We start from the raw sequence: 19,935 nt of genomic DNA on the forward strand, positions 1-19,935 counted from the left end.
GCCTGACCATGGTCGACGTCATGCGTCGCGGCGGCGTGCGCGCCACGCTCGTCTCGATCATGCCCACGCGCGAGGTCGTGAGCTCGCTGCAGATTCCCGTAACCTGTGATGCGCTCTTTGACGAAATCAACTTTGACGAGTACGACTGCGTCGTGCTGCCCGGCGGCCTGCCCGGTGCCACCAACCTGCGCGCCGACCAGCGCGTCTGCGACGTAGTCTGCGATTTCGCCGCGACCAAGCACGTTGCCGCCATCTGCGCCGCCCCGTTTATCCTGGGCGAGCTTGGTCTACTCGAGGGACGCCGCGCCACGTGCTTCCCCGGCTTTGAGAAGAGCTTCCCCGAGGGCACCTATACCGGCGAGAAGGTCACGCAAGACGGCAATATCATCACCGCTAGCGGCATGGCACAGTCACTCCCCTTTGCCTTGGAGCTGCTGCGCACGCTCGCCGGCGAAAAGGCCGTCGAGAAGGTCGCCGAGGGCATCCAACTATGATTTTGGCTTCGCAATCGCCGCGCCGCATAGAGCTGATGCGCGAGGCGGGCTATAACATTCGCGTAATTCCCGCAGACATCGATGAAACGCCTTTTGATGGCGAAGCTCCGCTTACGCTCGTCGAGCGCTTGGCGCGTGCCAAAGCTGCTGCCGTCGCGGCCGAGCATGCCGAGCCCAACGAACTGACCGTCGCGGCCGATACCATCGTCACCTTCGATGGCATGATTTTGGGTAAGCCGGCAAACGAGGACGAGGCGCGCACCATGCTCCGCGAGCTTTCGGGCCGCACGCACCAGGTGGCGACCGGCGTCTGCATCGTTAAAGCCGGCGACGCTACAGCTCCGCATGCCGCCGAGAGCCTGTCGTTTGTCGATGTGACCGACGTGACGTTCTATGAGCTTACCGAGGAGCAGATCAAGCGCTATGTTGCCTCCGGCGAACCCATGGACAAGGCCGGAGCCTACGGCATCCAGGGCACAGGCGGCCGCATGCTCGTGCACGACATTTCGGGTGACTTCTACAACGTGGTGGGCTTGCCCATCGCCCGCGTCGCACGCGCGATTCAAAAACTCTCGTAATTGCATCTGGCGCTGGGTATCCCCCAGCGCCTACAATTTTGCCGTACCGTACGGATCCCGACCGGGCATAAGGCCCGGCGGAAAACCGATAGGAGATAATATGGACACACTGCTCGAAGCCATCGATGTTTGCAACGTCGATGGCTTTTGCTTTGGCAACTATACGGACGAGGAGGCTGGCACCGGCTGCACCGTAATCGTGGCGCCCGAGGGTGCCACCGGTGGCGTTGACGTACGCGGTGGCGCTCCCGCTTCGCGCGAGACCGACCTGCTGCGCCCCGAAAACACCGTCGATAAGGTCCACGCCGTCTGCCTTTCGGGTGGATCGGCCTTTGGCCTCGAGGCTGCAAGCGGCGTCGCTCGCGAGCTTGAGAGCCGCGGCATCGGCCTTCCCGTCGGCCCCACGCAGGTGCCTATCGTGTGCTCCAGCTGTATCTTCGACCTCGCCTTTGGCGATCCCACCGTGCGCCCCGACATAGAGGCCGGCATCGCCGCCGTGCATGAGGCACTCGACAACACCCCCACCACGCTCGAGCAGGGCAATGTAGGTGCCGGCACGGGTGCCACCGTCGGAAAGCTCATGGGGCCCGCCACCTGCATGAAGGCCGGTCTCGGAGCTGCCGCCGTGGCGCTCGGCCCCGTCAAGGTGGGCGCCGTGGTCTCGGTCAACGCCTGCGGCAACGTCGTCGACCCCTTCACCGGCGAGTGGGTCGCCGGCATGCGCGCCGCAGCCGATAGCGACCAGATCGTCGACATGGAGCTCGCCGCCTTTGCCGCCGCCGGCTCTATGCAGATGCCGCTCGACCGCACCAACACCACCATCAGCTGTATCGTCACCAACGTGGAGCTCACCAAGGCCCAGGCCACCAAGGTCTCCCAGATGGCAGCAGACGCCTACGCGCACGCCATCCGCCCCACACACACCACCAACGACGGCGACACCATCTACACCCTCGCCAGCGGCAAACTGGGAGCCCAGGCAAGCGCCGCCGTTCCCCTAGACCTGCTGGGCATGCTCGCCGTAAGGGCCCTACAGACCGCCATCGTAAACGGAGCCAAAAGCGCCAAAACCTCCCACGGCATCCCCGGCGCCGCGAAGTAATCTCACTCGACCGTCGGTCGGAGGCGGGCGGGCATTACGTTTGCTGCTCTACAGTCCTATGCAAGACGAAGGCCACATTAAGTGGCCTTCTTTGCATGCGGAACTCGCGACAAACGTAATGCCCGCCCGTCTCCGACCGACTTCCAACCTAATTCTTTTCAGCCCAGGCCCCTGTGTACCGCGCGTCTAAGATCTTCAAAATTCAGCTGCCTGACAATCGATTCTTATAGCAGAGGCCCCTTGGCCTTTAGTTTGATACAAGTTCCGCACGAGCCGGAAAGCACTTAATGTGCTTTCCGTGCGAGCAGGACTGTTCGCAGTAGCAAACTAAAGGCCAAGGGGCCCAGTCAACCCATCAGCAGCGATTACTCAGCAGCTAGTTGAATTTGAAGATCTTTGAGGCAAGACGGTATAGGCCGAGTGTGGTTTTGTCACCAGCCCGACCGCGCAGGTTGGTGAAGAAGCCGACCACACCGTAGCGTGCACGACGATACATACGCTCGTCATAGGCCTTTAAATCACTCCACAACGTCTTCAGGCGCTCGTCGGCACAATCCTCGTCGGAAAGCTTAGTGAGCACCGAGCAGATTGCCATCATCATGGTGAAATAGCCCATCATGTACGAGCGCAGACGCGACGACTCGACATCGCTGTACAGGTGGAACGACTCCATCATGATGCGCGTCACGCGAAACTGTTGGTCCAGACGCTTGACCATCGTGGCCTCGTTGACGCTTTGGCCCTCACGGCCGATAAAGTAGCGGTAGAGGTCGATGTCGGCGTAGTACATGGTCTTGCAGCGCGGTAGCGGCACGTAGGCGTAGATGTTGTCTACATAGAACGTGTGCGGCGGCATAGGCAGATTGGACGCGCGCAGCACATCCGTGCGATAGCACAGGCTGTGCATGAGCAGATTCTGGTCCAGACGGAAATGACCAATCTGGTCCCAGGTAAAGATCTTTTTCCGCGGCAGGGCAAACTTGTAGCCAATCGCGGTGTGCGTGCCCTCGTAAACCTTCTCGTACACGTAGTTCGAGATAAACAGGTCGACGCGCTGGTCGCGCTCCTCAAAGCCACGCAGAATCGACAGCATGGTCGAAAGCGCCGCACCGTCGAGCCAGTCGTCCGAGTCGACAACCTTGTAGTAGGTGCCCTGCGCCTCACGCAGACCCGAAAGGACGGCAATACCGTGGCCGCCATTCTCCTGGTGCACCGCGCGGATGATTCCAGGATAACGGGCCTCCCACTCGTCGGCCTTGGCGGCCGTCTCGTCCTTGGAGCCGTCGTCCACCACGATAATCTCGATATCGGTGGCGTAATTGCTCCCCTCCAAGATGGAGGTGATGCAATGGTCCATGTCCTTGGCGGCGTTATACGAGGGAATACCGAATGTTATGACTTTATGCATGGCAGGCGATAATCTCATCCGAAAGATCGAGGGCGGAATTGGTCACGGCATCCATATCGTAGTAACGGTACTCAGCCAGACGACCCACCGGGTGGAAGTTCGTCAGGTTCTGGACGCGCTCAAGGTAGCGCTCGTAGAGCTCACGGTTCTCGGGCTCCAGGATAGCGTAGTACGGCGTCTCGCCCGAGCCGGGCGTATAGGCCTTGGAGTACTCCTTCATGATGGTGGTCTTGCCGGGCAAAACCTGACCGGTCATGTTCTTGAACTCGGTGATGCGCGTATAGTCCTCGCTCGTGGTGTAGTTGACGGTGCCCACGGGCTGGAACTGGTCCATATCGAGCGTCTCGAACTTCATATCGAGCGTGCGGTACGGCAGCGCGCCCAGGTCGAGGTTGAACAGCTCGTCGAGTGGACCGGTGTAGACGATCTCGCCACCATAGACCTTGCCGTCGATCTTGACGGTGGTCTCGTCGATTTCAAAGAGGTCACGGGCGTCTACGTCACAGAATACGTCGATCAGATCGTGATCGAGCATATGCTCGAACAGCGCGGTATAGCCGTCCTGCGGCATACCCTGGAAAGGAGCCTGCGGGAAGTAGCGATCGTCATCGCCCACAAAGACGGGGACGCGGCCGGTGATCGAGGGGTCGATCTGGTCGGGCGTCTGGCCCCACTGCTTCATGGTGTAATGCAAAAAGACGTTCTCATAGACATAATCGGCGACCTCGGCAAGATCCGGGTCGTTCTTCTTGCGCAGCTCCATAATGGGCACCTTGACGTCCTTGCCAAAGGTCTCCACGAGCTTTTGGTACAGCTCCTCGCCGCGCTCATCGCCAAAGGCGAGCTTGAGGCTCGCATGGTTAAAGGGCACGGGCATAAGGGTGCCGTTGATGTTGGCGAGCACCTTGTGCTGGTAGTCCGTCCACTTGGTAAAGCGCGACAGGAAGTTATGGACGCGCTCGTTAAAAGTGTGATAGATGTGCGGACCGTACTCGTGGACCAGGATTCCGGCCTCGTCAGTGCAGTCGTAGGCATTACCCGCGATGTGGCCGCGACGCTCCAAAACGGCAACACGATAGCCGATAGTTTCGGCAAGACGGCGGGCGCAAACGGCACCGGCATAACCGGCGCCGACAACGATCATGTCATACGCACCGGCATTAAAGCCTTCAGGCAGGCCTGAGGTAATCTGCATCGATACTCCTTGTCAAAAGCCACACGCTTTTTAACTGGGCTTTTTCTCGAACATACGTCGAGACATATTTATCAGAGCGATTATAGCGCTAATGCGTCCTATAATGAGCTTGCCACACAAGGAAAGCTCAAGCACCGCGGCGAACATAATTGAAAGGTAAACCCGCTAGCAGCGGGTTTATTCGTGAACAGCCGGGCGCCTGGAGCTTAGCGAAACGCTTGTAAGGAGTAACATGAGCGATTTCCTAAACCGTATGAAGTCTGCCGCCAAGGCCGACCTTAAGACGATCGTCCTGCCCGAGGGCGAGGATCCGCGCACCATCGTCGCAGCCACCAAGATCATCGAGGAGGGCCTGGCAAAGATCGTCATCCTGGGTAACCCCGACGAGATCAACGTTCCCGGCGCTACCGTCATCGATCCGCGCAATGCCGAGAAGCACGAGGAGTACGCGCAGAAGTTTGCCGAGCTCCGCGCCAAGAAGGGCGTCACCATCGAGCAGGCTCGCGCCCAGGTGATGGACGCTACCTACTTTGGCACCATGATGGTCAAGATGGGCGATGCCGACGGCCTGGTCTCCGGCGCCTGCCACTCCACCGCCGACACCCTGCGCCCCGCGCTGCAGATCCTCAAGACCGCCCCGGGCACCAAGCTGGTCTCGGCCTTCTTCGTGATGTGCACCGACACCCCGCAGTTCGGCACCGACGGCACGCTGATCTTCGCCGACTGCGGCCTCAACATCAACCCGTCCTCCGACGAGCTCTCCGAGATCGCCATCGCCTCCGCTCACTCCTGGTCCACCTTCATGGGCAACGTTGAGCCGCACGTGGCCATGCTCTCCTACTCCACCATGGGCTCCGCCGGCGGCGAGGTCGCCAAGAAGGTCCAGGAGGCCGTAAAGTTCTGCCACGAGAAGGCTCCCGAGCTCGCCATCGATGGCGACCTGCAGCTCGATGCCGCTATCGTCCCCACCGTCGCCCAGCTCAAGGCTCCCGGCTCCTCCGTTGCCGGCAAGGCCAACGTGCTGGTGTTCCCCGACCTTGAGGCCGGCAACATCGGCTACAAGCTCGTCCAGCGCTTCGCCGGCGCCGACGCCTACGGCCCCATCCTGCAGGGCATCGCCAAGCCGGTCAACGACCTTTCGCGCGGCTGCTCTGCCGACGACATCGTGGGTGTCGTTGCCATCACCGCCGTCCAGGCTCAGATGGCTGAGTAGCGGACATATCCCCTCGGGACCCTACAGGGTAAAGCTCTGAAAACGTCCTCGGACATGTCGGAAGCCCCCGCTGCGCGCTACGCGCGGCGGGGGCTTCCTCCGTCCTGCGGAATGTTTTCAGAGCTTTACCCTGTAGGGTCCCTGCCGCTACGTAGCAATCAGGGCATCTGGAGTGGACGGCGGCTTGACTACGAGCTGGGGCTGAAGATCTGAATGGATGGGTGCCGTTGCTAGGGGCGCAAGCGTTGCTGGCGATGGTCACTTTGGGACTGGTATTTCCGCCTGCTAGTAAAAAGGCCTCCGGAGCTGTTGCTCTGGAGGCCTTTCGTTTACTTGTAAATGCGCGCGTTAGTTGTTCTTGGTCAGACGCTCGACGTCGTGGGCGATCATGTATTCCTCGTCGGTGGGGATGACCATGACCGTGACGGCGGAACCGGCGGCACTGATGACCTGCGGGCCGCTGCCCACGGCCTCACGGTTCTTGTTGTTGTCGATGCGCACGCCCAACCACTCAAAGCAGTCGCAGAAGGCCTTGCGGATCGACCAGTCGTTCTCGCCGATGCCGGCAGTGAAGGTAATGGTATCCACGCCCGCCATAGAAGCGATCATGGAGCCGGCCTGCTGCATAGCCTTATAGGCGAACATATCGAAGGCGAGCAGGCAGCGCTCATCTCCCTCGGAGGCGCGCGTGCGAATGTCGCGGGCGTCGTTGGAGATACCCGAGATGGCGAGCAGACCAGACTGCTTGTTCATCATGTCGTCGACTTCCTGGTAGCTGTAGCCGCCCTCGCGCTGCAGGTAGCACACGGTAGCCGGGTCGATAGAGCCGCAGCGGGTTCCCATCATCAGGCCGTCAAGCGGCGTGAGCCCCATCGTGGTGTCACGGCATACACCGTCCTCGATGGCGGCAAGCGAGGCGCCGTTGCCCAAATGGCACGAGAGCAGGCGGTGGCAGCGCGAGCCCAGGATCTCCTTGGCCATCATCCACTCGTAGCGGTGGCTCGTACCGTGGGCGCCGTACTTGCGCACGTGGTACTTGTCGCACACGTCCTTGGGCAGGGCGTAGGTGTAGGCAACCTCGGGCATGGTCATGTGAAACGAGGTGTCGAAGACGGCCACGTTGGGCAGCTCCGGATACTTCTCACGGCAATACTCGATTGCTGCGGCCTCGCCATAATTGTGCAGCGGGGCGAGCGGGGCCACCTCGAGAATCTTAGCCATGACCTCGTCGTCGACGACCGCGGAATCCTTAAAGTGCCAACCGCCTTGAACAATGCGATGGCCAATGCCATCGATCGTAAAGTCGGTCTTCTCGAGCTCCTCGAGCACACGCGCGATAGCCGAACGGTGATCCGGGAAGGGAACCTCCTCGGTTTGCTTGGCGCCACCGTTCTCGGAGTGGCCAAAGATGCCCATGTCCGAACCGATACGCTCGCAGTTGCCCTTGGCGAAAACCTCGCGGGTATCGGTATCCAAAAGCTGATATTTAAGGCTTGAGCTACCGGCGTTGACAACAAGTACGTTCATGAGACTCCTTTGCAGTGCGATACGGTCGGCGCAGACCCCTTAAGGCGGCCGCATGTTAATAAGAAGTTATCACACCTTGATAAATAGCTATCAGGCATATCGCCCAACGAGCACAAAAGAGGGGCCGAACGGCGCTCGGTCGTCCAGCCCCTCCCCTCTTGCAATTACTTGCCGTTGACGATGCGCTCGACGTCGGAAGCGATCATGAACTCCTCGTCCGTGGGGATGACGAAAATCTTGACCTTGGAATCCTTGGCGGACAGGCACCAAGCGCCGTCGCCACGCAGGGCGTTACGGGCGTGATCCATCTTGACACCCATAAAGGCCAGACGATCGGCCACGCCGGCGCGAACGGCCGGAGCGTGCTCGCCAATGCCGGCGGTAAAGACGAGCGTGTCCATGCCGCACATGGAAGTAGCCATCTCGGCGGCCTTGGCGGCAATCTTGTAGACAAACATGTCGAAGGCAAGCTGAGCCTCGGGGTCACCAGCGGCGGCGAGCTCCTCGACGTTGCGGCAGTCGTTGGTCTTGCCGCCGGTCACAGCCAAAAGGCCGGACTTCTTGTTCATCATCTCGTCGACCTCGTCGAAGGTGTAGCCGCCCTCGCGCTGCAGGTAGCACACGGTAGCCGGGTCGATGGAGCCGCAGCGGGTGCCCATCATGACGCCGTCGAGCGGGGTGAGGCCCATAGTGGTATCCATGCACTTGCCGTCCTCGATGGCGCACAGGGAAGCGCCGGAGCCGATATGGCACACGACGACCTTGCGGGCCTCGCCGTTGGTCATCTCGGCGACCTTCTTGGAAATGTAGCGGTAGCTGGTGCCGTGGGCGCCATACTTACGGATGTGCAGTTTGTCGCAGACGTCCTTGGGCAGGGCGTAGGTCTTGGCGACCTCGGGCATGTTGAAGTGGAAGGCGGTGTCATAGACCGTGACGTTGGGCAGGTCGGGATACTGCTCCAGGCAGAACTCGATAACGTTGGCCTCGGGATTGTTGTGGAGCGGCGCGAGCGGGGCGACCTCGCGGATCTTAGCGAGAACGTCCTCGTCGACGAGGGAGGAGTCGCCAAAGTACCAACCGCCCTGAACGATGCGGTGGCCGATGCCCTCAATCTTGACGCCGTTGGCCTCGAGGTCCTTCAGGACAACCTCGATGGCGACCTTGTGGTCGGGGAACTCGATGTTCTCGGTCACCTTCTTGGAACCGTTGGCAGCATGGGTGAAGGTACCGCCGGTGAAGCAGACGCGCTCGCAGGAGCCCTTTGCGGACACCTTGTGGGACTTGGTATCGATGACCTGATACTTAAGGGTCGAAGATCCTGCGTTGACGACCAGAACGTTCATGTGTCTCCCTACTAACAGGCGGTGTGGCGCCGCCAGGTTACATACGCTTCAATAATAAACCCAAACGCCCTCGCGCTCGGGTTTATTGCGTTGATATATAAGTTATCGGTGCCTAAATACTCATGGCCTTTGGCTTGTAAGACGAAAGAGCGCGGGGATATACACCAGAGAAGAAATCCCGAGCGCAACAAGCAATATGACTCGAATATCCGCGATGCTGCTCAACGCAGCATTGAACAGGTAGAAAAGGATGGCACCCACCGCCACCATCTGGCTTTGAACCGAAATCAGTGAACAGCGCATCGAAGAATCGGCAGCATTTTGAAAAATCGAGTATTTGATTGGGGCAAACAACGAGTACGCAACCGTCTGCAGCACATAGAACACGGGCAGCAAATTAGCCGGAGTAAGGGGAATCAAAAACAAAGCTGTCAATACTAAGCGAATGATGCCGCAAATACGCGTAAAACGGCCCTTGTCGACACGAGCAATCACACTGGGCACAATAAATCCTATGGAGGCGGAGGCAAGGAGCTGGACCGCAATGGTCACGCCCGAAGCGACGGCATTCATTCCGCGGCCTGCAAGCAACAGTGAGAAGAAGTCTTCCAGGGCGACGAAGGCAAATGCCTGAGAACAGTCCATGATGAACGCTGACCGAAGAATGCCATTACCCGCAATAGCAGCACCGATCATCTTCGGGCTCATTCCATGCCCAGGTGTCACCGCAGCGCCCTCTCTTCTCGCCTCAGGAATACAGACAACGACAACCAATGTCAGCACCATTGTGATGATATCGACCGAAAGCCCAATGAGATACGCGCCAGCGGACGAAATGAAACCGCCCACACAAGCGGAGAGGGCATAAGAGGCATAGAAAACAAATCGCTCAACGACATTAAGTCTTACGAGCTGGTCCTGAGAGACGCTGTCAATGTAAATCGCTTCTATGGATCCGCTCAGACATGCAACGGCAAAACCTTTGAGAGCGAACGCACCGATTAAAAGCAGAGGAGAACGGACGAGAAGCAGGGCGGCGTAGTATCCAAGCATCCCCACGACGCCAACGAGACCGCTTGTCTTTCGTCCAAACCTATCAGCAATATAGCCAGTAGGAACTTCAAGGATGAACTTGCTCACTTGATATGCAATCATCATGCTAGAAATCGCCACCATCGAGAATCCGACGAATTCAAGGTAAACCGTCAGAAAATACAAAATGGTGCTGAAGTTCGACAGAAAAACGAACGTCATATAAAGCAAAACCGTACGGTTTTTCATGCTCCGCCCTCCAAGAGTCAGCAATCTAAATCGGAATCTTGGAAAAGCATGAGGGCAAAGCTGTCAGCTATGTGTTGCAAGGCGTCAATAATCACTTGACGTCTCGAAGCCAATTAATTTCGCGAAGCAAGATGACGCAATAGGTGCAGAAAAACCGTCTGGTGTCGATCAGTCCAGGAATTTTGCCGATAGCAAAAGTAGATAGGCAAGGTTACATCACGCGAGCCTTCAATGGAGCACTCACTCACTTCTGATCCATCCGATGCGAGAGAGGACCCGGACAAACTCAATATCAATCCCCCGGCTTGAAGAAACTCAGCCTGAGCCCTGCTTCCGTATTCAACATCACGGAAGCGAAAATTGACGAGCTGGGCTTCAGGGCATTGGTTGATCGCATTGAGACAGGGTGACAAATTAATGGGAACAGCGAGCCTGCCGCCCAGTAACTCACGAACGGTCATAGCGCCCACGGATTGATGACCCGCTGGGCAGGAAAGAACCTTGAGCTCCTTTTCACCCAAGTATTTCGAAGAAAGGACACTGTCCCTTGGTTCCTCAAATGAGATGGCCGCATCCGAAATGCCAAGCACAAGTGATTCAAAGCATGTAGCCGTTGGCTGATGCCACACATCAAGGTGAATATGAGGGTGCGAGCTTTCAAACGAGTCATACCAGTTTTCGGCAAAAAGTCGCCCCCGCCCATGAAGGCAGGGGGCGTAAAGACGAAAGTGGCCGTCGGGCGAGACGCCGTCGTCCCTCGATTGAGCGTACTTTTTGAGATCGTCGACTTGTGCCAGGATCACGCGTGCACGACGCGCAAATTCTCTGCCCGCCGAAGACAAAACAGCCTCACCCGCCGATCGGTCAAGCAAAACAATCTGATACTCAGATTCCAACTTTTTGATTGCCGACGAAACGGCCTGCGGACTCACATGAACGGCGCGAGCTGCTTTGCGCACGCCGCCATAGTTCGCTACCGCTTGAAGGTATTCGAGTTGAGAAAGCTGCATAGACTACTCCAAAGGCAGCCAAGTCGACGGGCTACGCGTCCTCAGATGAGGTTCTCGCCCAGGTTTTTGCCACCGAGGACGTGCATGTGGAAGTGCATGACGGTCTGGCCGGCGTTGACGCCCTTGTTGGAGATGACGCGGAAACCGTCCTCCAAGCCCTTGGCCTTGGCAACCTCGTGGATGGCGTGGGCCATGGCGCCCATGGTCTCGGCCGGCACGTTGTCGGCGATGTCGCTGTAGTGCTTCTTGGGGATCACGAGCGTGTGGACCGGCGCCTGGGGGTTGAGGTCGTCGAAGGCGATGACCTGGTCGTCCTCATAGACAACGGTTGAGGGAATCTCGTGGTTGGCGATTTTGCAGAAGATGCAATCACACATGGCTGGTTCCTTTCTCACAGACCAAGGTAATTATATTTGGTCGGGATGGTTAGAACGAAAGCTTGTCGTCGGTGTTGGCGGCCTCGCCGTCGGCGAGCACGTCGTTGCCGTCGACGTCCTTAAGGAGCACCGAGACCTTCTGCTCGGCATCGGACAGGCGGGTGCGCAGGCTCTTGAGGAGCTCGACGCCGCGGGTATAGCTCTCGAGTGACTCCTCGAGCTCCATATCGCCCGACTCCAAGCTGCGGATGATGAGTTCCAACTCCTGCGAAGCCTGCTTGTACGTAAGCTGCTCGACCGGGGTCTTCTCTGCCATATCTGTTTCCTTTCCTAAAGGTTTATCGCTATGTAACGCGGCCTACTCGACCGCATCGACCGTTGCCGCCACATTGCCGTCTGCCATGCGCACGCGGATGGCGTCGCCGGGCTTAAAGGTCTTGGCGCTCGTAGCCACCCCATCATCGCTATACGCGATGGAGTAACCGCGGGCAAGCACCTTGAGCGGCGACAGGGCATCGAGCGACGCGGCAGCTCGGCCTAAGTCGGACGCAGGCTTGCTGAGCATCGTGCGCCCCTGATGCTCCAGACGGGAGCTCGCAAGTGTGAGCGCATGGCGCTTGCCATCGAGCCCTGAGGTGCTTGCGATCAAGCGCTCGGGCAGACGCTCGAAGTTGGAGCGGAAGGCCCCAACCGAACGCGTTATGGCGCCGGACAGACGATCGGCCGTCAGGGCAAGCTCGGACTCGCGACGCTCGACCATAAACGTGGGGTCGTTGAGGCACGGGCGGCATGCGGCTGCATCGAGCGCGTCGCCCAGGCGAGCCGTATAGGCATCCCAGGCTCGACGACCGCGCTGGTCGAGCATTTCCAGATCGACCTGATCCGACCCGATCATCGAAGCCATCGCGGCGCCCAGACGCTGATGGCGCGTCTCGAGCACGTCGGCCAACTCCGTCATAGCCGGCGCCACCGATTCTGCCGCTGCCGTTGGCGTGGAGGCGCGACGGTCGCTCACCATGTCGCAAATCGAGGTATCGGGCTCATGGCCAATACCGGTCACCACGGGCACAGGACAAGCCGCCACCGCGCGGGCAAGCTCCTCGTCATTAAAGGTCATGAGGTCCTCAAAGGAGCCGCCGCCGCGCACCAGCAAAATACAGTCGGGCGCCGGCGTAATGGAAGCGGCGCGGCGCAAGCCCTCGATGAGCTCGGCCGGCGCACCCTCGCCTTGAACCTTGGCGCCCACGCAGACGAGCTCGACGAGCGGGTTGCGACGACGCAACGTGCGCTTGACGTCGTCGATTACGGCACCCGAAAGCGAGGTGACGACCGCCACGCGGGAGCAGAACACCGGGATGCGGCGCTTGCGCGCTTCGTCCATCAGGCCCTCGCGGCGTAGCTTTTCGGCCAGTTGCGCCACTTGTTGACGCAGCAGACCCTCCCCCGCCAACGAAAACGAGCGGGCAACAAAGCTCATGCGACCCGTGGGCTTATAGAGATTGAAGCTGCCCTTAAAGCTCACCTGCATGCCATCGCGCAGATCGAAGGTGCGCTTGAGATAGGCGCCCTTCCAGATAATGCAGTCGACGGCGGCCGAGTCGTCCTTGATCTGGAAATAGCAGTGGCCGCTTCGGGCGTTAGGACCACGAAAACCCGTGACCTCGCCCAGAACGCTCAGCTGCGGAATGGCATCGAGCGCACCGGCAGCGATCTCTACCGCCTGGCTCACGCTGAGCTCCTTGCGCTCCTGCTCGTCCGAACCGTCGAACTCGGCGGAAACGGCATTGCCGGTTAGATTCCAGCCTGCCACGCAGCCCCCCCTTCGTCATCGTGCACAAGGGCTCCGGCCCCGTGCAAATTTAAGTCCAACTCATAGTACAGCGCCGCAGGGACACAAACCCCCACGGCGCCTGTCAAGCCAATTTGTTATCGGTTGGAGTTTCTGTTGTAGCGGGCCATCAGGTAGAGCAGCTGAATGATCGAAGTGAGCGCTGCGGCCACATAGGTAAGCGCCGCTGCCGTCAGCACCTTCTTGGCGCCGTTGACCTGCTTGGAACTCATACCCGACTGCTCGATGTACGCCACAGCACGTCGGCTGGCATCAATCTCGACCGGCAGCGTAACCAACTGGAACAGCACACTAAACGAGAAGAAGATCAATGCGAGGGTCGTGAGCCCGGCGATGTTCATAAACAGGCCCAAGAGCAACACGATGGTCCAGGCGTTCTGGGTAAAGTTGACGACCGGGACCAGGGCGGTGCGAACCTTCATCATGGCGTAACCGCTCTGACGCTGGGCGGCATGACCCGCCTCGTGGCAGGCCACGGCAACGCTTGCGACCGATCCGCCCGAACGGTTAGCGTCCGAGAGATACAGGTTGTTATCCTGCGGGTTGTAGTGGTCGGTGAGCTCACCGGCAACACCCTTGATACCCACGGCGTTGCAACCGTTGGCGTCGAGCATGCGGCGAGCGACCGTGGCACCCGTGTCGCCGTCCGAGCGAACCTTGGACCAGGTCTTGTACGTCGAGTTGATATAGCTCTGCGCCGCAAGACCAAGCACCGTACAAACAAGGACAACCAGCAGGTACAGCGGGTCGATGCCAAAGCCGTAACCATAGTAATAGGGCATGCGAATTCCTCCGAATCGAATTACACGTTGGAGGCATTCTACCCAATCAAGCGGCTAGGCTTCCTTACAGCAATTCAATTTTGCCATCTTTGACCGTCAACCCCATGTTGCCGGAAAGCAGATCGTCCAGGCGCGAGCCCACAAGCTCAAAACGCCAACCTTCGCGCAAACGGCTTTGCTCAGGATGCTCAATGTAGTCGGCCAGGTCATCGCGCGAGGCAATGACCGAGGTCGCCACGCCCGAGCGCTCGGCAACCAGGCGGATGAGCGCGTACATGAGATCCGTCACGCTCTCAAGCTCCGGCGAAATCTGGCGATGCCCGCGCACCATGAGCGGCAGGCGATCGTGCGGACAGCTTGCGCCGCGCTTGATGGCCATCAACGCGCCATCCACGTCGCGCTCCCCCAGCTGGTCGGTACCGCGGATGCTACGGAACTCCTCGACACGCACGGGATTGCGCTTAACCAGGGCCAGCAGCGTATCGTCGGACATGACCCACTTGCGCGGGATGTTGCGACGCTCGGCGCGGTCCTCGCGCCAAGCGGCAAGCTCGCGCGCAACGCCCAGCTGATGGCGGCTACACGAGTTGATGCGTTTGACCTTGCGGAATGCCTCATGGCGGTCGGCGCGGTAGTGCGACTCGTCGGCCAAAGGACGCAACTCGTCGAGCACCCAGTCCACGCGGCCCAGCTCACGCAGGCGGCTCATCATCTCGGTATAGGCGACGATTAAGTACTTGACGTCATCGATCGCGTACTCGATCTGCTTATCGCTCAGCGGGCGGCGCGACCAATCGGTCAGCGACTCGGTCTTGGGCAGTGATACGCCGCAGAACGTCTGAACGAGCGCACCATACGAAATCTGCTGGCGCTCGCCCAAAAAGGCGGCGGCAACCTGCGTGTCAAAAATCGGTCGCGGCAGTGCGCCCACGGTATGGAGCATAACTTCCATGTCCTGTGAGCAAGCATGGAATACCTTGACCACGCCCTCGTCGGCCATAAGCTCGGCAAGCGGCGACAGGTCGTCGATCACCAGCGGATCGACAGCGACACTCTCGGCGGGGGTGGCAATCTGGACCAGGCACAGGCGCGGATGAAACGTGCGCTCGCGCAAAAACTCGGTATCGACGGCGATCGCGTCGAACTCGCGGGCGCGCTGGCAAAAGTCGACCAGAGCCTGATGTGTGGAAATGTACATATCAACCCATCGAATAAGGTTAGGCCCGAAAAACACGGGTAGGATATCGGCATTGCTCTACAACTATACTCGGTTAGTCACAGAACGGGAACGTAAGTATGCGCTGCCTTATCATCCACAACCCGGCATCGGGCCCCAGCTCAGATGAAATCTACGCGTTCACGCACGCCCTCGCGCAGGGCGGCGACGAGGTCGTGATGCGTTTTATCGGCGATGGCATGGAGCCCGAGGACGCGGTAGCGGACGTTCGCGAGTTCGATCGCGTGGTCGTTTCGGGCGGCGACGGCACCGTCTCCAACGTGCTCGACCAGATGCGCGGGTGCGGTGTCCCCACGCTTGTCTTCCCCTCCGGCACGGCCTGCCTGTTCTTTAACAACATCGGCAATGCCCCCGAGGCGGCGGCACTCGCCAAGGCTTGCCGCGACGGCCGCACGGTCAAAGTGGACATGGGTGAGCTCTTTTGGCTCGACGAGAACGGCAACGAGAAGCGCCACGGCTTTATCATCATCGCCGGCTCGGGCTTCGACGCCGAGATCATGATGAAGGCCGCTCCCACCAAAAACGACATTGGCGAGATCGCCTACTTCCTCTCCGCGCTCGCCACGCCCAACCCCACGGTGGCGCACTTTACCATTGAGCACGACGGCATTGTCGAGGAGCTCGACGGCATCTGCTGCATGGCAGGCAATACCTCGGTCATCCAAAACGACATCAACCTGTTCCCCAACTGCCGCATGGACGACGGCATGGTCGACATCGTCGTTATTGAGCCCGTGCGCACGATGCAGCTGCTCCCCACGGTAATTACCGCCGCGCTCGACCCCGCTGGCAAAGTGCTCGGCCGTCCGCAGTTTAAGATCATCCAGACCAAGGAAGCCAAGATCACCTGCACGCCATCGCTGGGTATGCAGTTCGATGGAGAGATCATCTCCAGCAACTCCGGCGTCTTTGGCGCTCGCGCGCTGCCGCAATGTCTCGACCTCATCGTCGACGATTTTTCACCGCTCGGAAAATAGGAGGACCCCATGAACGACAATCCCCTGATTGGCTTTATCGTCATCGTCTTGGCCATGCTCGTTGGTTACGCCATCAATGTGATCCACCGCCGAAAGAAGTAAATCCACATTGGTATGATATTCATCCAGTTATCGACTCTCCCGTTGTTTATGCAAATCCTAAACAGCGGGAGAGTTTTCTTTTTGAGCATTGTCTGGCGCTTTATTCAGCTACAGTAAATGCAGGGTGCCTTTATTTAACTAAAGCAATAAAATGAGTATTATTATCCGCTCATCGTATATTTCTTCACGCTCATCGAGTAAAAGCTGTTGTCGAATGAATACTCTTTACACTTCCTTTAGGCTAGTAGATGTATTTATTAGCTGAAACTCCGTACGGTTTCGCGGGGTTTCAACAGTTGGGAGGGATCATGAGGTTTACTCATCCTGTCAACACGCTCAAGAAGCTCGGCTGCGGCCTTGCATTTGGAGCAGCGGCCATTATGGCCATGCCGACTTCGGCGCTCGCTTGCACCCAGATCTACATGGGCAGCCAGCTCACGGCAGACGGCAACACGTACTACGGACGCTCCGAGGACTTCGGCCCGCGCTACATCAAGCACTTTGGCATCGAGCCCGCACACAAGGACGGCAGCAAGTACACCTCGGTCGAGTCCGGCTTTGAGTACAAGTCCAAGGGCGCAACCTACCGCTACACCTTCGTTCGCGACAACCCCTCTCAGTGGGAAGATCGTTACGACGCATATTCCGAGGCTGGCATCAACGAAAAGGGCGTTTCCTGCTCTGCCACGCTGAGCACCTCCTATAACGAGAAGGCAGAGGAAGCCGACCCCGTCACCGAGGAGACCGGCATCGGCGAGTACAACTACGCCAGCGTCATTCTGGGCGAGAGTGCCACGGCCCGCGAGGGTGTCGAGCTCCTCGGCAGCTTGATTGACGAGCAGGGCGTCTGCTCCAACGACCAGATCATCATTGCCGACAACAACGAGACCTGGCTGTTTGCAGCGCTTTCCGGCCATCAGTGGATCGCCATGAGACTCACCGACGATATCGCCTCGCTCAATCCCAACATCGGCAACCTCACCTATGACGTCGACCTCGACGACACCGAGAACTGCCTCCACTCCGAGGGCATCGAGTCCATGCCTAAGGAGAAGGGCTTTGCCGAGTACACCGACGGCAAATTCGACGTCGCCAAGACCTACGGCGAGGAGATTAGCGAGGCCGATATGCACCAGTGGTCGCGCTATGTCCAGGGCCGCGATTACTTCATGGCTCCGCTTGCCGAGGGCACCGACTACGAGATCGTCAAGGACGAGCGCGAAGAGGCTCGCGCCACAACCGGCGCCCTGGTCCACGAGATGCAGCCGCTGTTCTTCCAGCCCGGCAAGTCCGACTGGAACACCTTTGAGATGATTCGTTCCTTCGCCGCTCGCGGCGAGAATGTCGCCGGCCTCAACGCCAACACCGACGGCGCCTATGCCATCGGCTCCAACCGCAACACCGAGATCCACACCTTCCAGATCCGTCACGGCATGGACCCCGAGATCGCGACCATCCAGTGGGAGATGCTCTCCAACGCCGAGTTCTCCGTCGCTATCCCTCTCTATTCCGCACTGCTCACCGAGGTCAGCCCCTACTTCAGCGATCAGGACGTCTCCTTCGATCACTGTGAAGAGGAAGACGTCGTGAACAACGAGGAGCCCAAGAACTCCATCAACTACGTTCTCATGGACATCAACACACTCGCCTATGAGAACCGCGACAGCTGCGCCACCGGCGTCCGCGCCTATCTCGACGCCCTGCAGAAGGAGCTCATCGAGCAGAACCTAACCGTCGACGAGGCCATGCAGGCCGCCGAGGACACCGAGGCCCGCACCGCCCTGGCCAACAAGGCCGGCAAGGCAGCGACCAAGAACACCTACGTCAAGTGCAAGGCCATGCTCGAGGAGATGCGCGACTACCTCAAGGAGGGCGATTTCTCCGAGGAGTTCGTCCCGAGTGACTACGATGCCGACAACGACTGCCTGGTCGAGTCCATCACCTACGCCGACGAGGCTCTCTCCGATAAGGACGTTGCCGAGCCCGAGGCTGAGGAAGAGGCGACCGAGGAGAAGTCCGAGGGCAACAACATGGCCGCCATGGCCGTTGGCGCCGTCGTCATCATCGGTGTCTGCGGCTTCGTGCTTTATCGTCGCAAGAAGGCCTAAGGCCCTTGCGTTCCAAGAGACGGGCGGGGTCGCATGAGTCATCCCGCCCGCTCAGCCTGCCCTTTTGACCGGCAGGAAACGCCGCCGAAATCTTTTCAAAAAAGATTTCCCCGCACACACTTTGCTGTGCTATAGTGCAGCACAACAGCAACGAGGTGCGACCGCGCCAAGGCATCACGAAAGGAGCCACCAAGATGATGAACACGATGACGTCTCTCAACAACTGGTGGTGGCGTGATGCGAATACGATCGGTCGAAAGTGAGTCCCTCACGCCTGTTTTGCGCTCTAGGTGATTGGAAGGCCTCCGGTTTCGACCGGGGGCCTTTTTCTATCTCGAGCCCGATCGCATTCGCATCACGCGCCTCCGTTTTTCTCTTACACTCCCCTTTTTGAAAGGACTTTCACCATGTCTCAGAACACCACCGCCACCGCCCAGCCCCGCACCGTCCAGACCGCCGACCGCGGTAAACTCGATATTCGCGCCCTTGTCCTGCTCGCCATTCTGCTTGCCGCCGGCTTCATCCTCAACTTCACCGTCGGCAAGGCAATCTCGGGCATCTCGGGCGGTATGATCAGCCCCGAGTTCATTATCTCGGCCTTCTGCCTCACCATCCTGGTCATTCGTCCCAACATTGGCCAGGCGCTCGTCATTGGTCTCATCTCGGCGGCCGTAATCCAGATCACTACCACCTCGCCGTTTGTCGATTTTGCCGCCGAGGGTATCGCCGCCATGCTCATGGCCGTCATTGTCAACGCCGCCGCCAAGGACGGCCAGGTTAAGCCCGTCGTCGCCATCGTCGCAACATTCGTGACCACCTTTGTCTCGGGCGTCATCTTCATGGTCATCAAGATGGCCATGCTCGGCGTGGTGGGCGAGCTCGCCGCAGCCATGCTGCCCGTCGTCGCCATGACCGCCGTATTTAACGCCATTCTGGTCGGCGCCCTCTACCTGCCCATCCAGAAGGCCCTGAAGCTCAACTAACCCGCTCGGTTTTACGAGCCACCCCATCTTGGCGTTCATTCGTCGCTCGCATACCCAAGTACGCTTCGCTCCTCTTTCGCGCCAACCTGGGGCACCTCGTAAAGCCGTATCCGTGCTTCACCACCAAAGACTGTCCCAAACAACGAGCTTTTGGGGACGTTCTTAAACGACTAGTCATGTAAGAACGTCCATTACAGTCGAAATTGTCAGCCCGGGACCGTCTCGGGCTACGATTGAGGCGCGCCCAGAACGGGCCGCCGGCCGGGCGCCCGCGCACGGCCGAACGTCCCTGCCCCCGAGAGGGCCCGTTGGGTGCTGCCGGCGCGGGACGCGCCGCCCCCGACGGCTGATAGGAAAGTGCCGGGCAGG

Annotated in this window: 18 protein-coding genes; 7 read left to right on the forward strand and 11 right to left on the reverse strand. The window is 59.3% G+C overall.

The features are described 5' to 3' along the window. Positions 1-2 precede the first annotated feature (2 nt). The 3 genes from AQ996_RS07790 to AQ996_RS07800 all read left to right on the forward strand — a co-directional run bounded on the left by AQ996_RS07790 (position 3) and on the right by AQ996_RS07800 (position 2,174). On the forward strand, positions 3-494 hold the full coding sequence (locus AQ996_RS07790) for a DJ-1 family glyoxalase III (RefSeq protein ID WP_253274626.1): 492 nt from the start codon (positions 3-5) through the stop codon (positions 492-494). Further along, positions 491-1,072, forward strand: a complete 582-nt coding sequence (locus AQ996_RS07795; RefSeq protein WP_055252337.1) for a Maf family protein — start codon at positions 491-493, stop codon at positions 1,070-1,072. Before AQ996_RS07790 ends, AQ996_RS07795 begins: the two co-directional genes overlap by 4 nt. A gap of 100 nt (positions 1,073-1,172) precedes the next feature. Then, positions 1,173-2,174, forward strand: a complete 1,002-nt coding sequence (locus tag AQ996_RS07800; RefSeq protein WP_055252338.1) for a P1 family peptidase — start codon at positions 1,173-1,175, stop codon at positions 2,172-2,174. A gap of 376 nt (positions 2,175-2,550) precedes the next feature. On the opposite strand, the gene AQ996_RS07805 is transcribed toward AQ996_RS07800, so the two are convergent. Together AQ996_RS07805 and glf are read right to left on the reverse strand one after the other, a co-directional pair. Then, a complete protein-coding gene (locus AQ996_RS07805) occupies positions 2,551-3,582 on the reverse strand; it encodes a glycosyltransferase family 2 protein (RefSeq protein WP_055252339.1) in 1,032 nt (343 codons plus the stop codon). Then, positions 3,575-4,777, reverse strand: coding sequence for a UDP-galactopyranose mutase (glf, locus tag AQ996_RS07810; protein WP_055252340.1), 1,203 nt, complete (start codon positions 4,775-4,777; stop codon positions 3,575-3,577). The genes AQ996_RS07805 and glf overlap by 8 nt, the downstream gene beginning before the upstream one ends. Positions 4,778-5,009: 232 nt before the next feature. Between glf and pta the strand changes: the two genes are divergently transcribed. Then, entirely contained in the window at positions 5,010-5,990 is a 981-nt protein-coding gene (pta, locus tag AQ996_RS07815) for a phosphate acetyltransferase (RefSeq protein WP_055252341.1), read from the forward strand. Between the two features lie 348 nt (positions 5,991-6,338). On the opposite strand, the gene AQ996_RS07820 is transcribed toward pta, so the two are convergent. The 9 genes from AQ996_RS07820 to rnd all read right to left on the reverse strand — a co-directional run bounded on the left by AQ996_RS07820 (position 6,339) and on the right by rnd (position 15,357). Further along, a complete protein-coding gene (locus AQ996_RS07820; RefSeq protein WP_055252342.1) occupies positions 6,339-7,517 on the reverse strand; it encodes an acetate/propionate family kinase in 1,179 nt (392 codons plus the stop codon). Between the two features lie 164 nt (positions 7,518-7,681). Beyond that, the gene (locus AQ996_RS07825) at positions 7,682-8,860 is read right to left on the reverse strand and encodes an acetate/propionate family kinase (RefSeq protein ID WP_055252343.1); all 1,179 of its coding nucleotides are present in this window, start codon (positions 8,858-8,860) and stop codon (positions 7,682-7,684) included. Between the two features lie 120 nt (positions 8,861-8,980). Beyond that, entirely contained in the window at positions 8,981-10,141 is a 1,161-nt protein-coding gene (locus AQ996_RS07830) for an MFS transporter (protein WP_055252344.1), read from the reverse strand. Positions 10,142-10,254: 113 nt separating this feature from the next. Then, on the reverse strand, positions 10,255-11,151 hold the full coding sequence (locus tag AQ996_RS07835) for a LysR family transcriptional regulator (protein ID WP_055252345.1): 897 nt from the start codon (positions 11,149-11,151) through the stop codon (positions 10,255-10,257). A 41-nt stretch (positions 11,152-11,192) separates the two neighbouring features. Then, the gene (locus AQ996_RS07840; protein ID WP_055252346.1) at positions 11,193-11,528 is read right to left on the reverse strand and encodes a histidine triad nucleotide-binding protein; all 336 of its coding nucleotides are present in this window, start codon (positions 11,526-11,528) and stop codon (positions 11,193-11,195) included. Positions 11,529-11,577: 49 nt separating this feature from the next. Then, positions 11,578-11,844, reverse strand: a complete 267-nt coding sequence (gene xseB, locus AQ996_RS07845) for an exodeoxyribonuclease VII small subunit (protein WP_055252347.1) — start codon at positions 11,842-11,844, stop codon at positions 11,578-11,580. 42 nt (positions 11,845-11,886) lie between these two features. After that, positions 11,887-13,338, reverse strand: coding sequence for an exodeoxyribonuclease VII large subunit (gene xseA / locus AQ996_RS07850; protein ID WP_055252348.1), 1,452 nt, complete (start codon positions 13,336-13,338; stop codon positions 11,887-11,889). A 116-nt stretch (positions 13,339-13,454) separates the two neighbouring features. Then, positions 13,455-14,159 (reverse strand): zinc metallopeptidase, encoded by a 705-nt coding sequence (locus tag AQ996_RS07855; RefSeq protein ID WP_055252349.1) that lies wholly within the window; start codon positions 14,157-14,159, stop codon positions 13,455-13,457. 64 nt (positions 14,160-14,223) lie between these two features. Continuing rightward, positions 14,224-15,357: a ribonuclease D gene (gene rnd, locus AQ996_RS07860; protein WP_055252350.1), complete on the reverse strand. Its 1,134-nt coding sequence runs from the start codon at positions 15,355-15,357 to the stop codon at positions 14,224-14,226. A gap of 98 nt (positions 15,358-15,455) precedes the next feature. Between rnd and AQ996_RS07865 the strand changes: the two genes are divergently transcribed. From AQ996_RS07865 to AQ996_RS07875, 3 genes are all read left to right on the forward strand, one after another. Then, the gene (locus AQ996_RS07865; RefSeq protein ID WP_055252351.1) at positions 15,456-16,373 is read left to right on the forward strand and encodes a diacylglycerol/lipid kinase family protein; all 918 of its coding nucleotides are present in this window, start codon (positions 15,456-15,458) and stop codon (positions 16,371-16,373) included. Positions 16,374-16,783: 410 nt separating this feature from the next. Beyond that, positions 16,784-18,583, forward strand: coding sequence for a C69 family dipeptidase (locus AQ996_RS07870; protein ID WP_055252352.1), 1,800 nt, complete (start codon positions 16,784-16,786; stop codon positions 18,581-18,583). Positions 18,584-18,990: 407 nt separating this feature from the next. Beyond that, positions 18,991-19,566, forward strand: coding sequence for a hypothetical protein (locus tag AQ996_RS07875; protein WP_055252353.1), 576 nt, complete (start codon positions 18,991-18,993; stop codon positions 19,564-19,566). Positions 19,567-19,935 lie beyond the last annotated feature (369 nt).

Source organism: Collinsella aerofaciens, from assembly GCF_001404695.1.
GTDB lineage: Bacteria > Actinomycetota > Coriobacteriia > Coriobacteriales > Coriobacteriaceae > Collinsella > Collinsella aerofaciens_E.